Annotated in this window: 12 protein-coding genes and 2 pseudogenes; 6 read left to right on the plus strand and 8 right to left on the minus strand. The window is 69.7% G+C overall.

Features of this window, described 5'->3' with window-relative positions; all coding sequences use genetic code 11:
* Window positions 1-66: 66 nt before the first annotated feature.
* From ACIGXX_RS21845 to ACIGXX_RS21855, 3 genes are read right to left on the minus strand one after another with little or no spacing between them, the layout of a single operon-like run.
* Window positions 67-1,206 (minus strand): TolB family protein, encoded by a 1,140-nt coding sequence (locus ACIGXX_RS21845; RefSeq protein WP_399977852.1) that lies wholly within the window; start codon window positions 1,204-1,206, stop codon window positions 67-69.
* Window positions 1,203-2,540, minus strand: a complete 1,338-nt coding sequence (locus ACIGXX_RS21850) for an MFS transporter (protein ID WP_399977855.1) — start codon at window positions 2,538-2,540, stop codon at window positions 1,203-1,205. Before ACIGXX_RS21850 ends, ACIGXX_RS21845 begins: the two co-directional genes overlap by 4 nt.
* A 9-nt stretch (window positions 2,541-2,549) precedes the next feature.
* Window positions 2,550-3,524 carry a metallophosphoesterase gene (locus ACIGXX_RS21855; RefSeq protein WP_351162160.1) on the minus strand — a complete coding sequence of 325 codons (975 nt, stop codon included), beginning with the start codon at window positions 3,522-3,524 and terminating at the stop codon, window positions 2,550-2,552.
* A 336-nt stretch (window positions 3,525-3,860) separates the two neighbouring features.
* Here ACIGXX_RS21855 and ACIGXX_RS21860 point away from each other — a divergent pair, with 336 nt between their 5' ends.
* On the plus strand, window positions 3,861-6,974 hold the full coding sequence (locus tag ACIGXX_RS21860; RefSeq protein ID WP_399977858.1) for a DEAD/DEAH box helicase: 3,114 nt from the start codon (window positions 3,861-3,863) through the stop codon (window positions 6,972-6,974).
* A gap of 233 nt (window positions 6,975-7,207) precedes the next feature.
* Complete coding sequence (locus ACIGXX_RS21865; protein WP_366462185.1) at window positions 7,208-8,485, plus strand: SWIM zinc finger family protein; 1,278 nt, start codon at window positions 7,208-7,210, stop codon at window positions 8,483-8,485.
* A gap of 74 nt (window positions 8,486-8,559) precedes the next feature.
* On the opposite strand, the pseudogene ACIGXX_RS21870 reads toward ACIGXX_RS21865, so the two are convergent.
* Window positions 8,560-9,042: pseudogene (locus ACIGXX_RS21870) on the minus strand (DUF4291 domain-containing protein); the annotation flags it as partial.
* 69 nt (window positions 9,043-9,111) lie between these two features.
* Window positions 9,112-9,363, minus strand: a complete 252-nt coding sequence (locus ACIGXX_RS21875) for a hypothetical protein (protein WP_399977862.1) — start codon at window positions 9,361-9,363, stop codon at window positions 9,112-9,114.
* A 338-nt stretch (window positions 9,364-9,701) separates the two neighbouring features.
* Between ACIGXX_RS21875 and ACIGXX_RS21880 the strand changes: the two genes are divergently transcribed.
* The 3 genes from ACIGXX_RS21880 (at window position 9,702) to ACIGXX_RS21890 (ending at window position 13,211) form a co-directional block, all read left to right on the plus strand.
* Window positions 9,702-10,448 carry an XRE family transcriptional regulator gene (locus tag ACIGXX_RS21880; RefSeq protein ID WP_399978204.1) on the plus strand — a complete coding sequence of 249 codons (747 nt, stop codon included), beginning with the start codon at window positions 9,702-9,704 and terminating at the stop codon, window positions 10,446-10,448.
* Window positions 10,448-10,918 (plus strand): NUDIX domain-containing protein, encoded by a 471-nt coding sequence (locus ACIGXX_RS21885; protein WP_399977866.1) that lies wholly within the window; start codon window positions 10,448-10,450, stop codon window positions 10,916-10,918. The genes ACIGXX_RS21880 and ACIGXX_RS21885 overlap by 1 nt, the downstream gene beginning before the upstream one ends.
* A gap of 916 nt (window positions 10,919-11,834) precedes the next feature.
* Window positions 11,835-13,211, plus strand: coding sequence for a replication initiator (locus tag ACIGXX_RS21890; protein ID WP_399978207.1), 1,377 nt, complete (start codon window positions 11,835-11,837; stop codon window positions 13,209-13,211).
* Window positions 13,212-13,412: 201 nt separating this feature from the next.
* On the opposite strand, the gene ACIGXX_RS21895 is transcribed toward ACIGXX_RS21890, so the two are convergent.
* Both ACIGXX_RS21895 and ACIGXX_RS21900 read right to left on the minus strand, forming a co-directional pair.
* Window positions 13,413-14,930: a recombinase family protein gene (locus ACIGXX_RS21895; protein WP_399977869.1), complete on the minus strand. Its 1,518-nt coding sequence runs from the start codon at window positions 14,928-14,930 to the stop codon at window positions 13,413-13,415.
* A gap of 18 nt (window positions 14,931-14,948) precedes the next feature.
* Window positions 14,949-15,149, minus strand: a pseudogene (locus ACIGXX_RS21900) (DUF4291 family protein); the annotation flags it as partial.
* Between the two features lie 119 nt (window positions 15,150-15,268).
* Here ACIGXX_RS21900 and ACIGXX_RS21905 point away from each other — a divergent pair.
* Window positions 15,269-15,691, plus strand: a complete 423-nt coding sequence (locus tag ACIGXX_RS21905) for a hypothetical protein (RefSeq protein ID WP_399977872.1) — start codon at window positions 15,269-15,271, stop codon at window positions 15,689-15,691.
* Window positions 15,692-15,877: 186 nt separating this feature from the next.
* Here ACIGXX_RS21905 and ACIGXX_RS21910 read toward each other — a convergent pair whose 3' ends face one another.
* Window positions 15,878-16,213, minus strand: a complete 336-nt coding sequence (locus ACIGXX_RS21910; protein ID WP_351162150.1) for a helix-turn-helix domain-containing protein — start codon at window positions 16,211-16,213, stop codon at window positions 15,878-15,880.
* Between the last annotated feature and the right edge of the window lie 40 nt (window positions 16,214-16,253).

Here is a 16,253-nt window from a genome sequence, read left to right on the forward strand (position 1 = left end):
CCGATCCTGCGGGAGTCGGGCCGCCGTGCGCATCCGAATTCCGCGCGAGCGCCGGCCGTACGCGTGTCAGCGCACCTCCGCCGGTGAAGTCCCGCCCTTCACCAGCAAGTTCGGGGCGCCTTCGCCGTCGGCCCGTGCCGTCCAGATGTCCTGCTTTCTGCCTTCCGCACCCGGCAGGGCGTACGCCAGGGTGTCGTCGTCCAGCCATGCGGCCTGGTCGTCGACGTTGCGGGTCTCGGCGAGGGAGTGTTCGCGCATCGTGCGGAGGTCGAGGACGTAGAGGCGCCAGGGGTCCGAAGTGCCTTTGCGTACGCGCTTCTTGAAGGCGATGCGCGTGTTGTCGGGGGAGAGCGAGGGGCACTCCACGTTCGTGCGCAGGGTGCGAGCCGCCCACTTCTTCATGTCGCCCTGGACCAGGTAGGTCTTGCCCTTCGTCGAGACGGTCGCGTAGAAGCGGTTGTCGTCCCTGGCGAAGGTGACGCCCCAGTAGTTGACGTCGGGGGAGTGGTAGCGGCGGCCGTCGAGGGTGAGGGGGATCTCCTCCATGTTCTTGATCAAGTAGCCCGTGCGGGTGTCCAGGATCGAGGTACGGGTGGAGAAGGACGACCCCGCGTACGAGTCCCCCGTCGCGAACATCGTCCAGGACAGCATCCGGCCCGACGCCGAGACCCGGGCCCGGTTGGGGATGCCGGTCAGCGCGATGCGGCGCTTCTCGCGCAACTGCCGGTCCAGGACGAGGGCGTACGACTTGGGCGGGATGCCGGAGCGGCGCTGGAGGCAGAGCGCCGTGCCCGCGGCGGCGTAGAACCGCTCGCAGGAGGGGCCGCGCGGGCCACGGGGTTCCTGGGGGCCCGCGCCGGACGGGGCGCTGATACGGGCTACGCGGCCCGCGCCCGCTTCCGTGCTGCGGAAGTAGAGGTGGCCGGGGTCGAGTGCGAACTCCGAGGTGGCGGCGGTCGGTTCGGCGCGCTCGGCCGCGCGCAGGGTGTAGACGACGGCCACGGTCGCGAGGAGGGCGGCAGCCGCGGCGACGGCGATGATGCGGGTGCGGAGGGAGTTGGGGGTGAGAGTGGCGCCGGGGCCGGCTTCAGGGTCGGGGCTGGGGCTGGGGCTGGGGCTGGGGCTGAGGTGGGTGTCGGGTTGGGGTTCGGGCTCCGGTTTCGGTTCCGGTTCCGGATTCGGTTCGGAGGGGGTGGGGGGCTTCATGACTGTGTCTGCCTTTCCCGGCGAGGGAGGAGCGCCGTGGCCCCCGCCAGTGCCGCCGTCAGTGCGAGTGCCGCGCAGGTCAGCGCCGGACCGATGCCCCACAGCGTCCAGGCCGCGCCGAACCCGGCGGCCGCGACGAGGCGGGCCAGCGCCTGGCCCGTCTGCAGGACCGCCATGCCGCTGGCCCGGCGCCCCTGCGGAAGCACCGGCGTGGCGAGCGCCATCAGGACGCCGTCGGTGGCCGCGTAGAAGATGCCGAGGAGCAGGAGTACGCCGATGAGCAGGGCCCAGCCGTCGGCGGGGGAGAGCAGCAGGACGTATCCGCCGAGCAGCGCGACATGTCCGGCCAGGAACGGGACGCGGCGGCCCGTGCGGTCGGCGAGACGCCCGGCGGGCACCGCGAGCAGCAGATAGACCGCGGCGGCGCCCAGCGGCAGCAGCGGGAACCAGCTGACCGCGAAGTCGAGCCGCCGCTGGAGGAGCAGGTAGAGGAAGGCGTCGCCGATGGTGGCGGCGCCGAGGAGGGACGCGGCGCCGAGGATGCGCCGGAAGTCGGGCAGGCGGAGGAGGTCGGCCACCTTGCCACGGTGCGATGCCGTCCCCGTGTGCGACGCCCGGGTCGGCGGCGCGTCACCCCGCCCCGGCACGAACGCCACCAGCATCAGCACGCCGAGCAGCCCGAAGCAGAAGCTGACCACGAACACGGCGTCGTACGCGTCCGCCGTCGCCCAGAGCAGCGCGAACGCGGCGAGCGGCCCGAGCAGCGCGCCCGTCGTGTCCATCGCGCGGTGCACGCCGAACGCCCTGCCCAGGGCGTCCGGCGGGCTGCTGAGCGAGATCAGCGCGTCGCGCGGCGCGGTCCGCACGCCCTTGCCGATGCGGTCGGCGGCGAGCGCCGCGCCGATCCCGGCCGTGGCGCCGCCCGCGAGGAGCAGACCGAGCCGGGAGAGCGCGGAGAGGGCATAACCGCCGCCCGCGACGAGCTTGTGCCGCCCGCCGCGGTCGGCGGCGTACCCGCCGAGGAGTCGCACGAAGGCCGTGACGCCGTTGTAGAGACCGTCGAGGAAACCGAACTGGAGTGGCGAGAGCCCGAGTTGGAGCACGAAGTAGAGCGGAAGGACCGCCGTGACCATCTCCGAGGAGATGTCGGTGACCAGGCTGACCGCGCCGAGGGCGATGACGGGACCGGCGACGCGGCCGCGCCTGGTCTTGGCGCGCTGCTTGGGCTTGGGCTCGGTGCTCTCGGCCTCGGCTCCAGCCTCGGCTCCGGCTTCCGCCTCGGCTCCGGCCTTGGTCTTGGCCTTGGCGACCGCGTCCGTCGATGCCAGATACATCTCGGCGGCTCAGCGGCAGTTGTAGGACGGGCTGCTGTCCTTCGTCGAGCCGTCCGTGCCGACGAGGTTCCAGGAGAAGCCGGTGTCGGTGAAGTTGAGCTTCACCACGCCGTAGGTCTTGGTGATCCGCTTCTTGCTGTTGGGCTGGACCTCCTCGATCTTGTACGGGTTGGCGCCGCCCATGCCGCCGAGCAGTTCGACGATGCCGTTGGCGTCGGCCTTTCCGTCCGGGTTCTGCGGCGCGAACCGCTCGTAGTGGTGGTCGTGGCCGTTCATCACCAGCTCGGCCTTGTTGGCGTACAGGAGCTTCCAGATCGGCCTGCTGACCGGGTCGTTGCCGTGCTCGCCCGAGGAGAAGAGCGGGTGGTGCCAGTAGGCGGCCACGCACTTCTTGGAGTTGGCGGCGAGGTCGGCCTTGAGCCAGTTGATCTGCGCCCTGTCGTCGAAGCTGTTGGAGTCCAGGGCGATGAAGTGCCAGTTGTCCTTGTCGTAGCTGTAGTAGCTCTTGCCCTTGGGGTAGGCGATGTCCCCGAAGTAGGACTTGTAGCCCTCCAGGGCGCCGTCCGGGTCGTACGTCTCGTGGTTGCCCGGCACCGGGCGCGTCTTGTCCTTGAACGCGCCCCAGCTGGTGTCGTAGTAGTCCTCGAAGTCCTGAAGCCGGGCGTCGTCGTACTGGTTGTCACCCATCGTCAGGACGAAGGACGGGTTGAGCTTCTCGACGAGCGCGGCGGTCTTCGGGTGCGCGCAGCCGCTGTCGTCCGAGGTGCACTGTTCGGCGATGTCTCCGGCGGCCACCGCGGTGAAGGCGGCCCGCGCGTTGTCCTTGCCGCTCGGCGCGGCGTCGGCCTCGCCGGCGGGGGACCAGAGGAGGACCCCGCCGACGAGGGCGAGCGAGGCGCCCGCCGCCAGCGGGACGGCCCAACGGGTCTTGTTCCAACGAGCTTTGTCGGTACGGGAGTTCATGGCGCGGGGGGTGGGCGGCATGTCCGTCTCCTAGATCGGCGTGGGGGGCCGTGAGCGGTGCGTAGGCCATTCGCAGGCATCTTGTCGAGGCGTCATGTGCGCGTCAATGACTTCGCCCGATAATTGTTAGGAAAGTTTCCTACCACCACTCGCCTCGGGGCGGCTGGCCTAGGGTGGCGTGCGGGAATGATGTGAGGGTGACTGAGGGTGAGCGAGGTGGTGAACGTGATGGCGGGGGTTGCCGCGGCCACGAATGCCGCCACCGGCATGCCTTCGGCCGGGCGGATGCGTCCTGGCGGGCAGGGATCGGCCGGCGGGCAGATGCCGGCTGGCGGGCAGGGGGCGACCGGTGGGCAGATGCCGTCTGCCGCCGGGAGGCTCGGGGAGCTCATGCGTTCCTGCGCCGCCGTGTTCCTCCCGGCCGAGGTGCCGAGGGAGGGGCGGCTCGCGTTCTGGGCGCCGGAGGGGAAGCTGCCTGCCGGGCTTTCCGAGGGTGCGGCCGGGCTGGCTGGGGTGGCCGAGTCTTCCGATTCGCCCGCGTCGCCCGCATCGTCCGCATCGTCCGATCCATCCGATCCATCCGAGCCATCCGAGTCGTTCGGCGGGGGCGAAGGCGGGCTGCCAGGGGCCGCCGAGGGCGAGGGCCGGCTGTCCGGGGCCGCCGAGGGCGAGATCGCCGTCGTGCGCCCCCACGGCAAGGGCGTCCGCACGCGTACCGTCCCCGCGCTGATCCTGCCGGTGGCCGAAGCCGCCGCGCTCCTGCTGCGCGCCGGGCCCGCGCACCCCGCTGTCGCCTGCTGGGCCGCCGCCGCTCGGCACGCCCTGCACCTGGCCGCGCGGGGCAGGCTGCTGCCCGGTCTGACGGGCGACGACCTGGACGCGTGGCGGGCCGGGCCGCTGGACACCGCCGACGTCACGCAGCTGCGGGCGATCGCGGCCGCGCTGCCGGCGGAGGCGCACGCCGTACCCCTGCCCGGCAGCAAGCCCCTCCTGCTCCCCGAGTCGTTCGCCCTGGTCAGGGCCTTCGTCGACGCGGTGGTCGACACCCTGCCGCGTACACCCGCCGCGGCGCACGCGGTCGGCGCGCCCTTCGCCGCGCGGGAGCCGCAGCGGCTGCCGGGCGCGCGGGAGTGGGCCGCGGAGGTGGCGGCCGGGATGGACGCCGGGGTGCGGGTGTCGCTGCGGCTCGATCTCCAGGCGCGTGAGGTGTTCGACCTCCAGGCGGATGAGGTGTTCGACGGAGCGACGGACGACACGCCCGGCGATGCCGCATCCGGAGGTGTATCCGGATACGTGTCCGACGGCGGCGCGTCCGGCGGCCAGGCGGGCGGGCCCCGCGAGAGCATGGCGAGCCCGGCGGCGGCCGTGGTGCAGGTGCACAGCCTCGCCGACCCCACCCTCGTCGCGGATGCGTCCCAACTCTGGTCGGGAGCCGACCACTTCGGGCCGCGCGCCCGCGTCGACACGCTGCTCGCGGTGCGGCGCGCGGCCCGCGTGTGGCCGCCGCTGACCCGCCTTCTGGAACGCCCGCGTCCCGACGTATTGCCGCTGAGCGAGGCGGAGTTGTACGAACTCCTCGGCACGGCGGCCACCAGGCTCGGCGCGGCGGGCGTGGCCGTGCACTGGCCGCGCGAGCTGACGCGCGGCCTGACGGCCACCGCGGTCGTGCGTCCCGCGCCCGGCACGGCGGCCGACAACTTCGACTTCTTCAAGACCGAGCAACTGCTGGAATTCCGATGGCAGTTGGCGCTGGGTCCCGCCGACGGTGATGGGGACGGCGACGGGGGGCCTCTTACCGAGGCGGAGATGGACATCCTGGCGGAGGCGCACCGCCCGGTCGTACGCCTCCGTGACCAATGGGTCCTGGTCGACCCCGAACTCGTACGCAAGGCACGTAAACGGGATCTGGGCCTCCTGGACCCGGTGGACGCGCTGTCCGTCGCGCTGACGGGGGCGGCGGAGGTGGAGGGCGAGAGGGTCGAGGTGGTCCCGATCGGCGCCCTGGCCCGGCTGCGGGGGCGTCTGACCGACGACCTGCGCCCCGTCGCCCCGCCGCCCGCGCTCGCCGCCACCCTCCGCGACTACCAGCTGCGGGGCCTTGCCTGGCTGGACCGGATGACGTCGCTCGGCCTCGGCGGCTGCCTCGCCGACGACATGGGCCTGGGCAAGACGGTCACCCTGATCGCCCTCCACCTGCACCGCGCCCGCACGGAACCGACGCTGGTGGTCTGCCCCGCGTCGCTGCTCGGCAACTGGCAGCGGGAGATCGAGCGCTTCGCGCCCGGCGTGCCGGTGCGCCGCTTCCACGGCACGGGCCGCAGTCTCGACGGCGACCTGACGGGCGGCTTCGTCCTGACGACGTACGGCACGATGCGTACGAGCGCGTCCGAACTGGCTGCCCGCGCCTGGGGGTTGGTGGTCGCGGACGAGGCGCAGCACGTCAAGAACCCGCACGCGGCGACGGCGAAGGCGCTGCGCACGATCCCCTCGCAGGCGCGAGTCGCCCTCACCGGAACCCCGGTCGAGAACAACCTCTCCGAGCTCTGGGCCCTGCTGGACTGGACGACGCCGGGTCTGCTCGGCCCGCTCAAGTCGTTCCGCGCGCGCCACGCCCGCCTGGTGGAGGGCGGCGAGGACGAGGAGGCGATGGCGCGTCTGGCGCGCCTTGTCCGCCCCTTCCTCCTGCGCCGCAAGAAGTCGGACCCCGGGATCGCCCCGGAGCTGCCTCCGAAGACGGAGACGGACCACCCGGTGACGCTCACCCGCGAACAGGCGTCGCTCTACGAAGCGGTCGTACGCGAGACGCTCGCCCGCATCGAGGCCTCCGAGGGCATCGCGCGCAGGGGCCTGGTCATGAAGCTCCTGATGGCGCTGAAGCAGATCTGCAACCACCCGGCGCAGTACTTGAAGGACGGCGAGATCACGACGCGCGGGGGCCGCTCCCGCTCGGGGAAACTGGAGCTGCTCGACGAACTCCTGGACACGATCCTGGCGGAGGACGGCGCGGTCCTGATCTTCACGCAGTACGTGGAGATGGCGCGCCTGCTCGAATCCCACCTGGCGGGGCGGGGCATCGGCACGCAGCTCCTGCACGGGGGTACGCCGGTGCCGCGAAGGGAGGAGATGGTGGACCGCTTCCAGTCGGGCGAGGCCCCGGTGTTCCTCCTCTCCCTGAAGGCGGCGGGCACGGGCCTGAACCTCACCCGGGCGGGCCACGTCATCCACTACGACCGCTGGTGGAACCCGGCGGTCGAGGAACAGGCAACGGACCGCGCCTACCGCATCGGCCAGACCCAGCCGGTCCAGGTCCACCGCCTGATCGCGGAGGGCACGGTGGAGGACCGCATCGCCGAACTCCTGTCGGCGAAACAGGCACTGGCGGACGCGGTCCTGGGCGGCGGCGAGGCAGCACTGACGGAACTGTCTGATGCGGAGCTGGCGGATCTGGTGTCGTTGCGGAGGGTGTCGTGAGGGGCGGGGGTGGTGACGTCCGTGCCGACGGGACCGAGGCCGGTGGCGGCCGTGCCGGCGGGACCGAGGCCGGTGGCGGCCGTGCCGGCGGGACCGAAGCCGGTGGCGTCAGTCGTGCTGACCGTGCCGGGACGGGCGGTAGCAGCCGTGCCGACCGTGCCGGGATGGGTGGCGGTAGCGGTTCTGTCCGTGCCGGGGTGAGTGGTGGCGGTAGTCGTGGCGGGCGGACCGGTATGACCTCCGCAAGTCGTGCCACCGGTGCCGGGCGCGTCTTCCCGCCCCTCCCGCAACACCCTGACCCCCACGCCCCGTTCGCGACCTCCTGGTGGGGCAACGCCTGGATCGGCGCGCTGGAAGGGACGTCGCTCGACGCGGGGCGCCTCGCGCGCGGGCGGGCCTATGCACGTGAGGGGCACGTCGACACGATCACGGTCGCACCGGGCCGCATCGTGGCGTACGTACACGGCAGTCGCCCCCGCCCCTACCGCGCCGAGATCCGCATGCGCACCCTCACGCCGGAGGACTGGAACAACTTCCTGGACGCGGTCGCCACGGAACCCGCCCACATCGCGGCGCTCCTGGACAAGGACATGCCGCACGCGCTGGTGGAGGCGGCGGAGCGAGCCGGGGTCCAACTCCTCCCCGGCGCGGGCGACTTGGTTCCGTCCTGCACCTGCCCGGACCACGGTCGCCCCTGCAAGCACGCGGCAGCGCTCACCTACCAGACGGCCAGGCTGCTGGACGCCGACCCCTTCGTACTCCTCCTCCTGCGAGGCGGGGACGAACAGGCGCTGCTCGACGAACTGGCCCAGCGCAACGCACACCAAGCGGCCCGCGAGCAGTCCGCCACCACGCAGGGCGAGAGCGGCGCGTCCCTCCCCGGCACCCTGGCCCGAGACGTCCTGGCGACGGACTACCGCCCCCCGCTCCCACCCCCACTGGCACCACCCGCCCACCCGGGCGAGCCCCCGCTCCTCCCCTCCCTCCCGGGCGCCCCCAACCCCACGTCCCTGGAGTTCCTGGCCACGGACGCGGCGAACCGGGCCTACGCGTACCTCACCACCGGCGCCGACCCCTTCTCCGCCGCCGACCCCTGGCACGACGCGGTCCGCCTGGCCGCGTCCCACCCCGGCCTGACGGGCCGCCGCAGCTTCAGCCGCCAGTTCGCGGAGCTGGCCACGTCGGTGGACCACACCCCCGCGGACCTGGCCCGCGCGGCGGCGGCCTGGCGGCAGGGCGGAGAGGAGGGCCTGGCCCTCCTCGAATCCCCGTGGGACCCCCCGGCGGGCCCCTTCGACCGGGCCCGCGGCGCCCTCATCGCGGCAGACCTCCCCCGCATGACGATCCACCGCAACCACCTCACGAACGCGTCCGGCTCCCTGCAACTCCGCTACGGGAGGGATGGCCGCTGGTACCCCTACCGAAGCGAACCGGGCCGCGACGACTGGTGGCCGGAGGGGGAGGCGGACATGGACCCGGTGGGTGCGGTGACGGGCATGATCAGCTCATGACGCCATGACGCCATGACGCCATGACGCCATGGCGCCCCGACGCGTCCTCGTTCCTCACTCACGCTTCGCGCCCGCAGGTGAGCCAGCAGATCGTCCCCCGCCGGGTACGGCCGCTCCTCGGGGAGGAGGATTTCGGCGGCTGCGAGGTCGTTCTCGCGTACGTGGGTGTGGATGGCCCTGGCCCGCTCGGTGACGTCCGTGATCGAGACCGTCCACTCGTCCGCGTAGCGGCGCGCGGCGTCGCCCGCCAGGCCCAACTGCAGGGAGCGGTGCGGGAGGGCGTGCAGGTGCAGGTCGCGTTCCGGGTCCCACTGGACCCGGGTCGGCGCGTGCCGCAGGTCCCGCTTCCAGGCGTCCTGGGAGGCGTGCACCCCGCGCGCGTAGTGCGACAGACACGCGTGGCGAAGGGCCCACTCGAAGCCCTCACGCGTGATCTCCACCGCGAGGACGGTCTCCTGCCCCTCCTTCGTGGCCCAGCCGCAGCGATACATCATCCAGAGGAAGGACGGCTTGATCCACGTCAAGCCTCGCTCACAGACCTTTCTTACCTGCTGCATGCCGACACCCCACCAGCGTGGATAGCTGGTGGGGTCTGCCGGTTCGCGGCTGGCGTTGCTCGCCGTCGTTCAGCGGCCAGGGTCCTGGTCGGCGCGGGTCACATCTGCGTAGTCGACGAATGTTCTGCGGTAGCGGGCATGGCCGGTGATCTTCATGTGATCCCGCATCCAGACTTCGACGGGGTGGGGTGTGATCCACTCGTCGGACCGCTCACCGCACTCCTTCCCGTCCCCTGACACGCAGACGGCCTCGTATGTGGGCTCGGCGGTCGTGTCCTGGGTGATGGTGAACGGCACGAAGCGGAAGACGGTTCGGGTCACGGTCGACCACCTCGCCCCGGGCAGTTGCGAGTGTGGTGGTAGAAGGTGTTCCCGCCTCCTGACGCCCGTTCAGGGGTGTAGTGCTCCGCTGGTTCGCCAGAATTGATCGACTGATTGCAGCGGGTGCAGACCGCACCTGCTGGGATGGGCGGACGCTCCTGCGTCCGGGGTGTTGGTGCCTTGCTCATCTCGTTCGCCGTCCCCTCGCACGTCTCCATACGCAGGATCGTCGCGTTGGTCGCTGGGACGTAGGAACCTCGAACGTTTCCCACTTTGGGACGTCCCACAGGGTGTAGAACGTCCCTACCAACGTCCAATGGTGCGGGGTGACACTGACCATGCCGAACGAACGTCTGCGGGCTGTGATGGCGGTGGGTGGCTGGACGCATGCCAGCCTTGCCGAAGCGTCGGGGGTTGATCCCAAGTCGGTGGAACGCTGGGTCAATCTGGGTCGCACTCCGAGGCGGACGACGGCGCTCAAAGCCGCTGAGACCTTGGGAGAAGACGTGCATGCACTCTGGCCAGCCCTGCGACAGCCACGCGCTGCGCGGGCAGTGAGTCCCGAACTGGTGGCGCTGTACGACCAGCGGGCCGACCTGCCCGTGTCGATGTTCGTCGACCTGCTCGCCGAAGCGCGTGAACGGATCGACGTGCTCGTCTACGCGGCGGTGTTCCTGCATGAGGCCTACCCCCGGCTCAATGACCTCCTGAAGGAACGGGCAGAGGCGGGCTGTGCCGTCCGCATTTCCCTGGGTGACGCGGAATCTCCGAATGTTCAGCAGCGGGGTACCGAAGAGAAGTTCGGTCACGGCATTGAGTCTCGGTGCCGACTGGCGCTGATGCACTATCGCCCGTTGGTCGGGGCGCCGAACATCGAACTGCGCACACACGGAACTACGCTTTACAACTCGATCTACCGGGCTGACGATCAAGTGTTGGTCAATTCCCATGTGTGGGGCGTGAATGCGTACGGTTCACCGGTATGGCATCTTCGCCGCTCTGGTCGAGGTGGCATGTTCGACACCTACGCAGAGAGCTTCGATGCTGTCTGGCAGACCGCCAGGCCCGTGGAAAGTGTGAGCTAGTGGCGCGGACCGAGTATTACGACGACCCGGCGGCTCCTGAGCCCAACAGTCTCGTTGTCGCAGCCTCAGCCGTCGTCACGGACGACAAGGGCCGCATTCTGCTTCAGCGGCGGTCCGACAGCGGCCTGTGGGCGTTGCCGGGCGGTGGCATGGAGATGAGCGACAGCCTGCCCGGCACGGCCGTGCGGGAGGTGAAGGAAGAGACTGGGTTGGACGTAGAGATCACGGGGCTTGTCGGCACGTACACCGATCCCCGGCACGTGATCGCCTACACCGATGGTGAGGTCCGGCGACAGTTCAACGTCTGCTTTCGTGCCCGTGTGATCGGCGGTGAGCTGACGATCTCGGCCGAGTCGACCGAGCTCCGATTCGTCGACCCCGGAGAGCTGGCGGGGCTCGACATACATCACACGCAGCGGCTGCGGCTGGCGCACTTTCTCGATGACAGGTCGACACCGTACCTGGGCTGAGCTGGGGTAATGGTGCACGGTGATCGCGCCGCCGGCCGCAGAGGCTTTGGGCGGGAGCTGCCATGGGGCGAGTGAACAGGGGGCCTTACGCTCGCCAGCGGATCGGGCAGTCTCTTGGAGCCTGCCCGCAGTAGCCCGATCGGCCCCCTGTTCTTCGAGGCTCGCCCCATGGTGGCTGCCTAAAGCCTCGAAGGCCGTCGGCCCCAGCAAGGGTCTGGGTGGACCCCGGTTGCTGCTCGGGCGGGCTCTGGGGGTCGCCTGGTGCGGGGTTCCGTGCGGGGAGGTGGCTCACAGCCTGAGGCCGTCCGCTCTTGGTTGCGGCTCCTGGTGGCCGCGATGGGTCAGTGGGAGGGATGCGGCTGCTGTTCACGTCGTGGGGTTGCCTGCGGTCGCCGGGTGGTGGCCGTGCGGACGGGACCGGCCGAAGGCCGCAAGCCCGGCCGGTGCGGCCGAAGCCGCCCGGCGCGCCGCAGGCGCGCCCTTGAGTAAGTGAAGACAGTCTCCGCCACCCCTGCCCCGCAAGGTCCGATCGCGGGCGTCTGGGGAGCGTACAGCCTGGGTGCGGCACGAGCTGATGTGGCGTGGAGCCTTCTGGCTTCAGCGCGGAACCCCCTTCGTCGGGGCGTCCTCCCTGAGGCTCCTCCGGGGATAAATTCGGGAACCATTACCGGGCTCAACTCGTATAATTGGAAGGCAAGTTGAACGCGCCTGGACTGGGCGCTCTGAGATCTAAGCGCCCTGTTAGCGCAGAGGAGAGAACTGCTCATGGATACACGCAACCTACTTCCCGACTTCCGGCTTTGGAGGCCGCGTCATGTCTGCCGAATTCGACTCCAGCACCACACGCAATACCCGTCCGTCCGTATCAACGTCCGCCCCGCAGGAACGCTCTGCGGAGCTGGAACGCGAGAAACGAATGCATGCCCTCTCAGAGGTGGACCGTGACGTCATAAGAATCGTCAGTGACCCTCGGTTCTCCCGCTGGTTAGAGCAGATCGAAGCTATCGGCGGCTGTGCTCATCCGGTGCACCTGTCCGGCTCCACCACCACATGGGACACCACGACGGGTGAGGCGGTCTCGGCCTACTCGACTGCGGATGAGCCCGGTGAACGGCTGGCCGTGCGCTGCCGCAACCGGCGTTCCTCGGTCTGTGCGCCGTGCTCGTATCAGCACTCCGGGGACACCTTCCATCTGGTGCGTTCGGGCCTGCTCGGCGGCAAGAGTGTGCCTGATCAAGTCAGGGAGCGGCCCCGCCTGTTCGTCACCTTGACTGCGCCCTCATTCGGGATGGTCCATCGAGAGGGAGAGCGGTGCCGTCCTCGTCGGGATGATCCGCGGTGCGAGCACGGGCGGCGGCTCGGCTGTGCCCGTCTGCACGGTGAGGATGATCCGCTGGTGGGTCGGCCGCTGTGTGTGGACTGCTACGACTACGTGGGCCACGTGCTGTGGCATGCGCACGCGGGGCGGCTCTGGGACCGGTTCACCACTGGTGTGCGCCGTTTCCTGGCGTCGGCTGGCGGGATACCGCGCTCCCGGCTCGGTGAGCACCTGGTGGTGTCGTTCGCGAAGGTTGCCGAGTACCAGAAGCGAGCGGCGGTGCACTTCCATGCCGTGGTCCGCCTCGACGGTCCAAGCGGTCCCGGTGATCCACCCCCGGACTGGGCCACGGGTCAACTGCTGACGGACGTGGTTCGGGCGGCTGCCGCGTCGGCCAGTGTGCGGGTGCCCGAATCACAGGCGTACGGGACTGAAATCCTGTCGTTGGGCGCTCAGTTGGATGTCCGGCCGATCCAGGCGTTCGGCGATGACGACGGCTTGAGTGATGACGCGGTAGCCGCGTATGTGGCCAAGTACGTGTCCAAGGGAGCCGCCGATACTGGGGCCGGACTCGACTACGCGGTGCGGAGCCTGACGGACATCCGGGCTGCGGTCGTCCCGCCTCACATCCGGGCCCTGATGGGCACCTGCTGGCGCCTGGGAGGCCTGGTGGAACTGGAGCCTCTGCGGCTGCGCGGGTGGGCTCACACGCTCGGCTACCGGGGCCACATCCTCACCAAGTCCCGCCGCTACTCGACCACGTACACGGCCTTGCGCGAGGAACGGGCCGACTTCGCTCGTGGCGGCTCCGGACCTGACGATGATCCGAACCTGATCAAGGAATCCGCCTGGCGCTACTTCGGATCCGGCTACACCCCCGGCGCTGCTCTCTTCGCCGCAGGCATCGCCGAAGACATCGCACTCAACCGTGAGCTCGTGCGCGATGCCCTGGCCTGCGGGGAGGTGTCGTACTGATGACGAAGCACAACCGCGAGGCAGAGCGGGCCCGTCACCTGGAGCGAGTCTGCGGGAAGTTCTCGACCAAGATCAGCCCGTCAGCGGCGAGACGCCTGGCCAGGCTTCTGGATCGCCAGTCAGGAGGAAAGATCGAGTGAGGCGGACTGCGTGACACAACAGAAGGGGCCCTCAGTGAGGGCCCCTTCTCGTCTCTCTCGATCAGGTCCAGATGGGATTCTGCTCAATGTCGATCCTGCCGTAATCGAACTGGCGGCCTCGTTTCGTGGCCTCTTTGATCTTGACGGCAGCAAACAGGAAGCGCATGACGGCATTCATGCGCTTGTAGTTCTCGGCTTCCTCCAGAGCCTTCCAGTTCTCCCGGGCATTCGAGCCGACGAGCCCCTCAAGAACCTCCGTTGTCGGGCGGACGATCATCTTGCGCTCCACCTCGGCGATGCGCGCCTCAACCGTCTTGCGCATGACGCGGTACTCCCGCGTCTTCAACTCCTGGCTCTCCCACATGTCTTTGAGATCATCGAGTTCCTGGCGATCGGCTTCGATGGCTGCCTGATCTTCTTCCGACAGGGCGGAAGGCGTCGGCGCTTCGGCGAGATCAAGACGCTCAAGGAGGTTGATCGCGGCCTCCGTCACGAAGTCCTCCAAGATGGGGGCGGAGACTGCCCTGTTGCAGCGCGGAACATCGAGCCGATGGGTGTGGTTGCAGACGTACTTGGCCCCAGACCCTCCGGATCCGCCCATCACCCTCCCGCATCCTGTGCAGGTGACCACGCCGCGTAGCAGGTAGAACCTGCCCGGCTGCTTACCCTTCGCCAGTGCTGCGGCTCGATAGGCGCGGCGTTCCCGCACCTCCCTCCACAGCCCCCGGTCGATGATCGCGGGCCACTCGCCATCGCCGATCTCCTCGCCTCGGAAGACGCGGATTGCGGCAACGTGGCGGTTGTCCAGGACATCGCGCACGCGCGGAGCTGTCCAGTTGCGCCCCTGGGCGGTCTTCTCGCCACGGTTGTACAGCCTCTTCGCCAGTTGAACCGGGCTTTCCCCGTCCAGGAATCGGGTGAAGATCTCCCGCACGATGGCGGCCTCTTCGGGAACGATCACGGTGCCGGTCTTGTCGTACCCGTAGCGGCGTCTGCCGGTGTGCGGCCTTCCGTCCTGCACTCGGTCGATCATTGAATCGATCAGTCGGCGCGACGTGTCGTCACTGGACCGGCAGGCGTGCGCCACCTCGATGCGCAGGAAGAACCGGTCATCAGGGTCCGCGAGATCACGCCGGTTCGCCTGGCCGTGCAAGGTGATGTCGTGATCGTCGGCGATCTGCAACAGCTCTTCGAGATCGCGCGGCTGACGCATCAACCTGTCTGGGTGGTACGTGAGTACGTGGCGGACACGGCCTTTGCTGGCCTCGGCGAGAAGCGATTCCCACCCCGGCCGCTTCCGGTTCCGCTGCCATGCCGACCGGTTGTTGTCCACGAAGACTTGATCTTCCACGACGGTGAGCCCAAGACGTTCGGCCACGTCTCGGCAGATGCCCTCTTGGCGCTCTACGCCTGTCTGATCGTCATCGTTGGCGTGCGAGATCCGGCAGTAGATTGCTGCGGACTCGCCTGCCCAGTCGGAACGGTGCTTCTTGGACCGCTCCGTCCCGGCTGCCTGCCTGGCCCGTAAGGCTCGGCGTAATCGGGCGTCTGTCTGCTGGTCCTTGTCGTCTGCTGTCATGGAAAAAGGCTATGAGCGCGGCATGGTCCACGTCATGCGGTCCCGCTTCCAGGCGTCGGGGAAGCGTCCGGTGCGGGCCGCGGGCGCGCCGATCCCGGGGGCGTACGCCTGGTAGACGGTGACGGTCGACTCCGTGTGCAGGGCGCGGATCTGGCGGGTGGGCGGTGCGGTGGTGGTGACGGTGTCGGTGGAGGCATCGGCGGAGTCGGTGCGGTTCATGGCAGCCAGCCTGCGGCCTGTGCGCCCCCGCTCGCCACCCGATTGTCGGTGGTGCGCGCTACCGTGAAGCACGGGTCAAGAACCGGACCGCGACCCGTGGCGAGCCGAAGGGGGGCCCGGTGGACGCTGAGTTGACCGCACTGGCGACGGCGGGGGCGACCGCTCTCGTGCAGCAGATGGTGACCGATGGATGGGCGCAGGTCAGGGGACGCGTCGCCGGGTTCTTCTCGCGGGGGAGCGAGGGCGACGCGGACGCCGTCGCCGGAGAGCTCGATGCGGCACGCGCCGAGCTTGTCGCGGCGCCGGAGGGGGAGGGCGAGGAGATCGCGGCGGACGTGCTGGCGGAGTGGCGCGCGCGGATGCGGCGCACGCTGCGCGCCGATCCGGCGGCAGCCGCTGAACTCCGGGCATTGCTGGACGAGTTGACGCCACCGGACGCGGGGCAGGGGCGCATCGGAGCCGTACACAACACCATCCATGGCGGCGAGTATCACGGCACGGTGATCCAGAGCGGGACGGTGGGAGGCGTGAGCGGCCGGTAGCTCGACTCGGCGCGGTGACGGCGCGGTGGCGGGAAGGCGGGGTGGGTAAGCGGGCCGCGGCAGTGGCGGGGATGGGGCAGGACTCGGACTCCCTGGGCGTTGCTTACGCCGCGGCGCGGGCGCTGTTGCTGCCGCCTGCGCCTGCGCCTGCGAAGAGTTGAAGCCTGGGTTCGTCGTAGGCCCCGCTCAGGGAATCGCCTCGATCCGCTCCATGTGCTCCTCGCCCCACTCGCCGAGCGGCGCCATCGCCGTGTTGAGCGACTGGCCGAACTCCGTCAGGGAGTACTCCACCTTCGGCGGGACCTGGTGGTATGCCTCGCGGTGCACCAGGCCGCTGTTCTCCATCTCCCGCAGCTGGAGGATCAGCATTCGTTCGCTGATGCCGGGCACGGCTCGCCGCAACTCGCCGAAGCGTACGGGCCCTTCGTGGAGGGCGAAGAGGATGAGGCCCTTCCATTTGCCGCCCATGACATCGATGGCGGCGTCCAGGCCGCACGTGTACGTCCGTTTCTGCGTCGGCATTCCCATCTCCGTTCTCACTGACAAAACTGTGAGTACCTAA

This window comes from Streptomyces sp. NPDC055243 (genome assembly GCF_044544025.1).
In the GTDB taxonomy this organism is placed as follows: Bacteria; Actinomycetota; Actinomycetes; order Streptomycetales; family Streptomycetaceae; genus Streptomyces.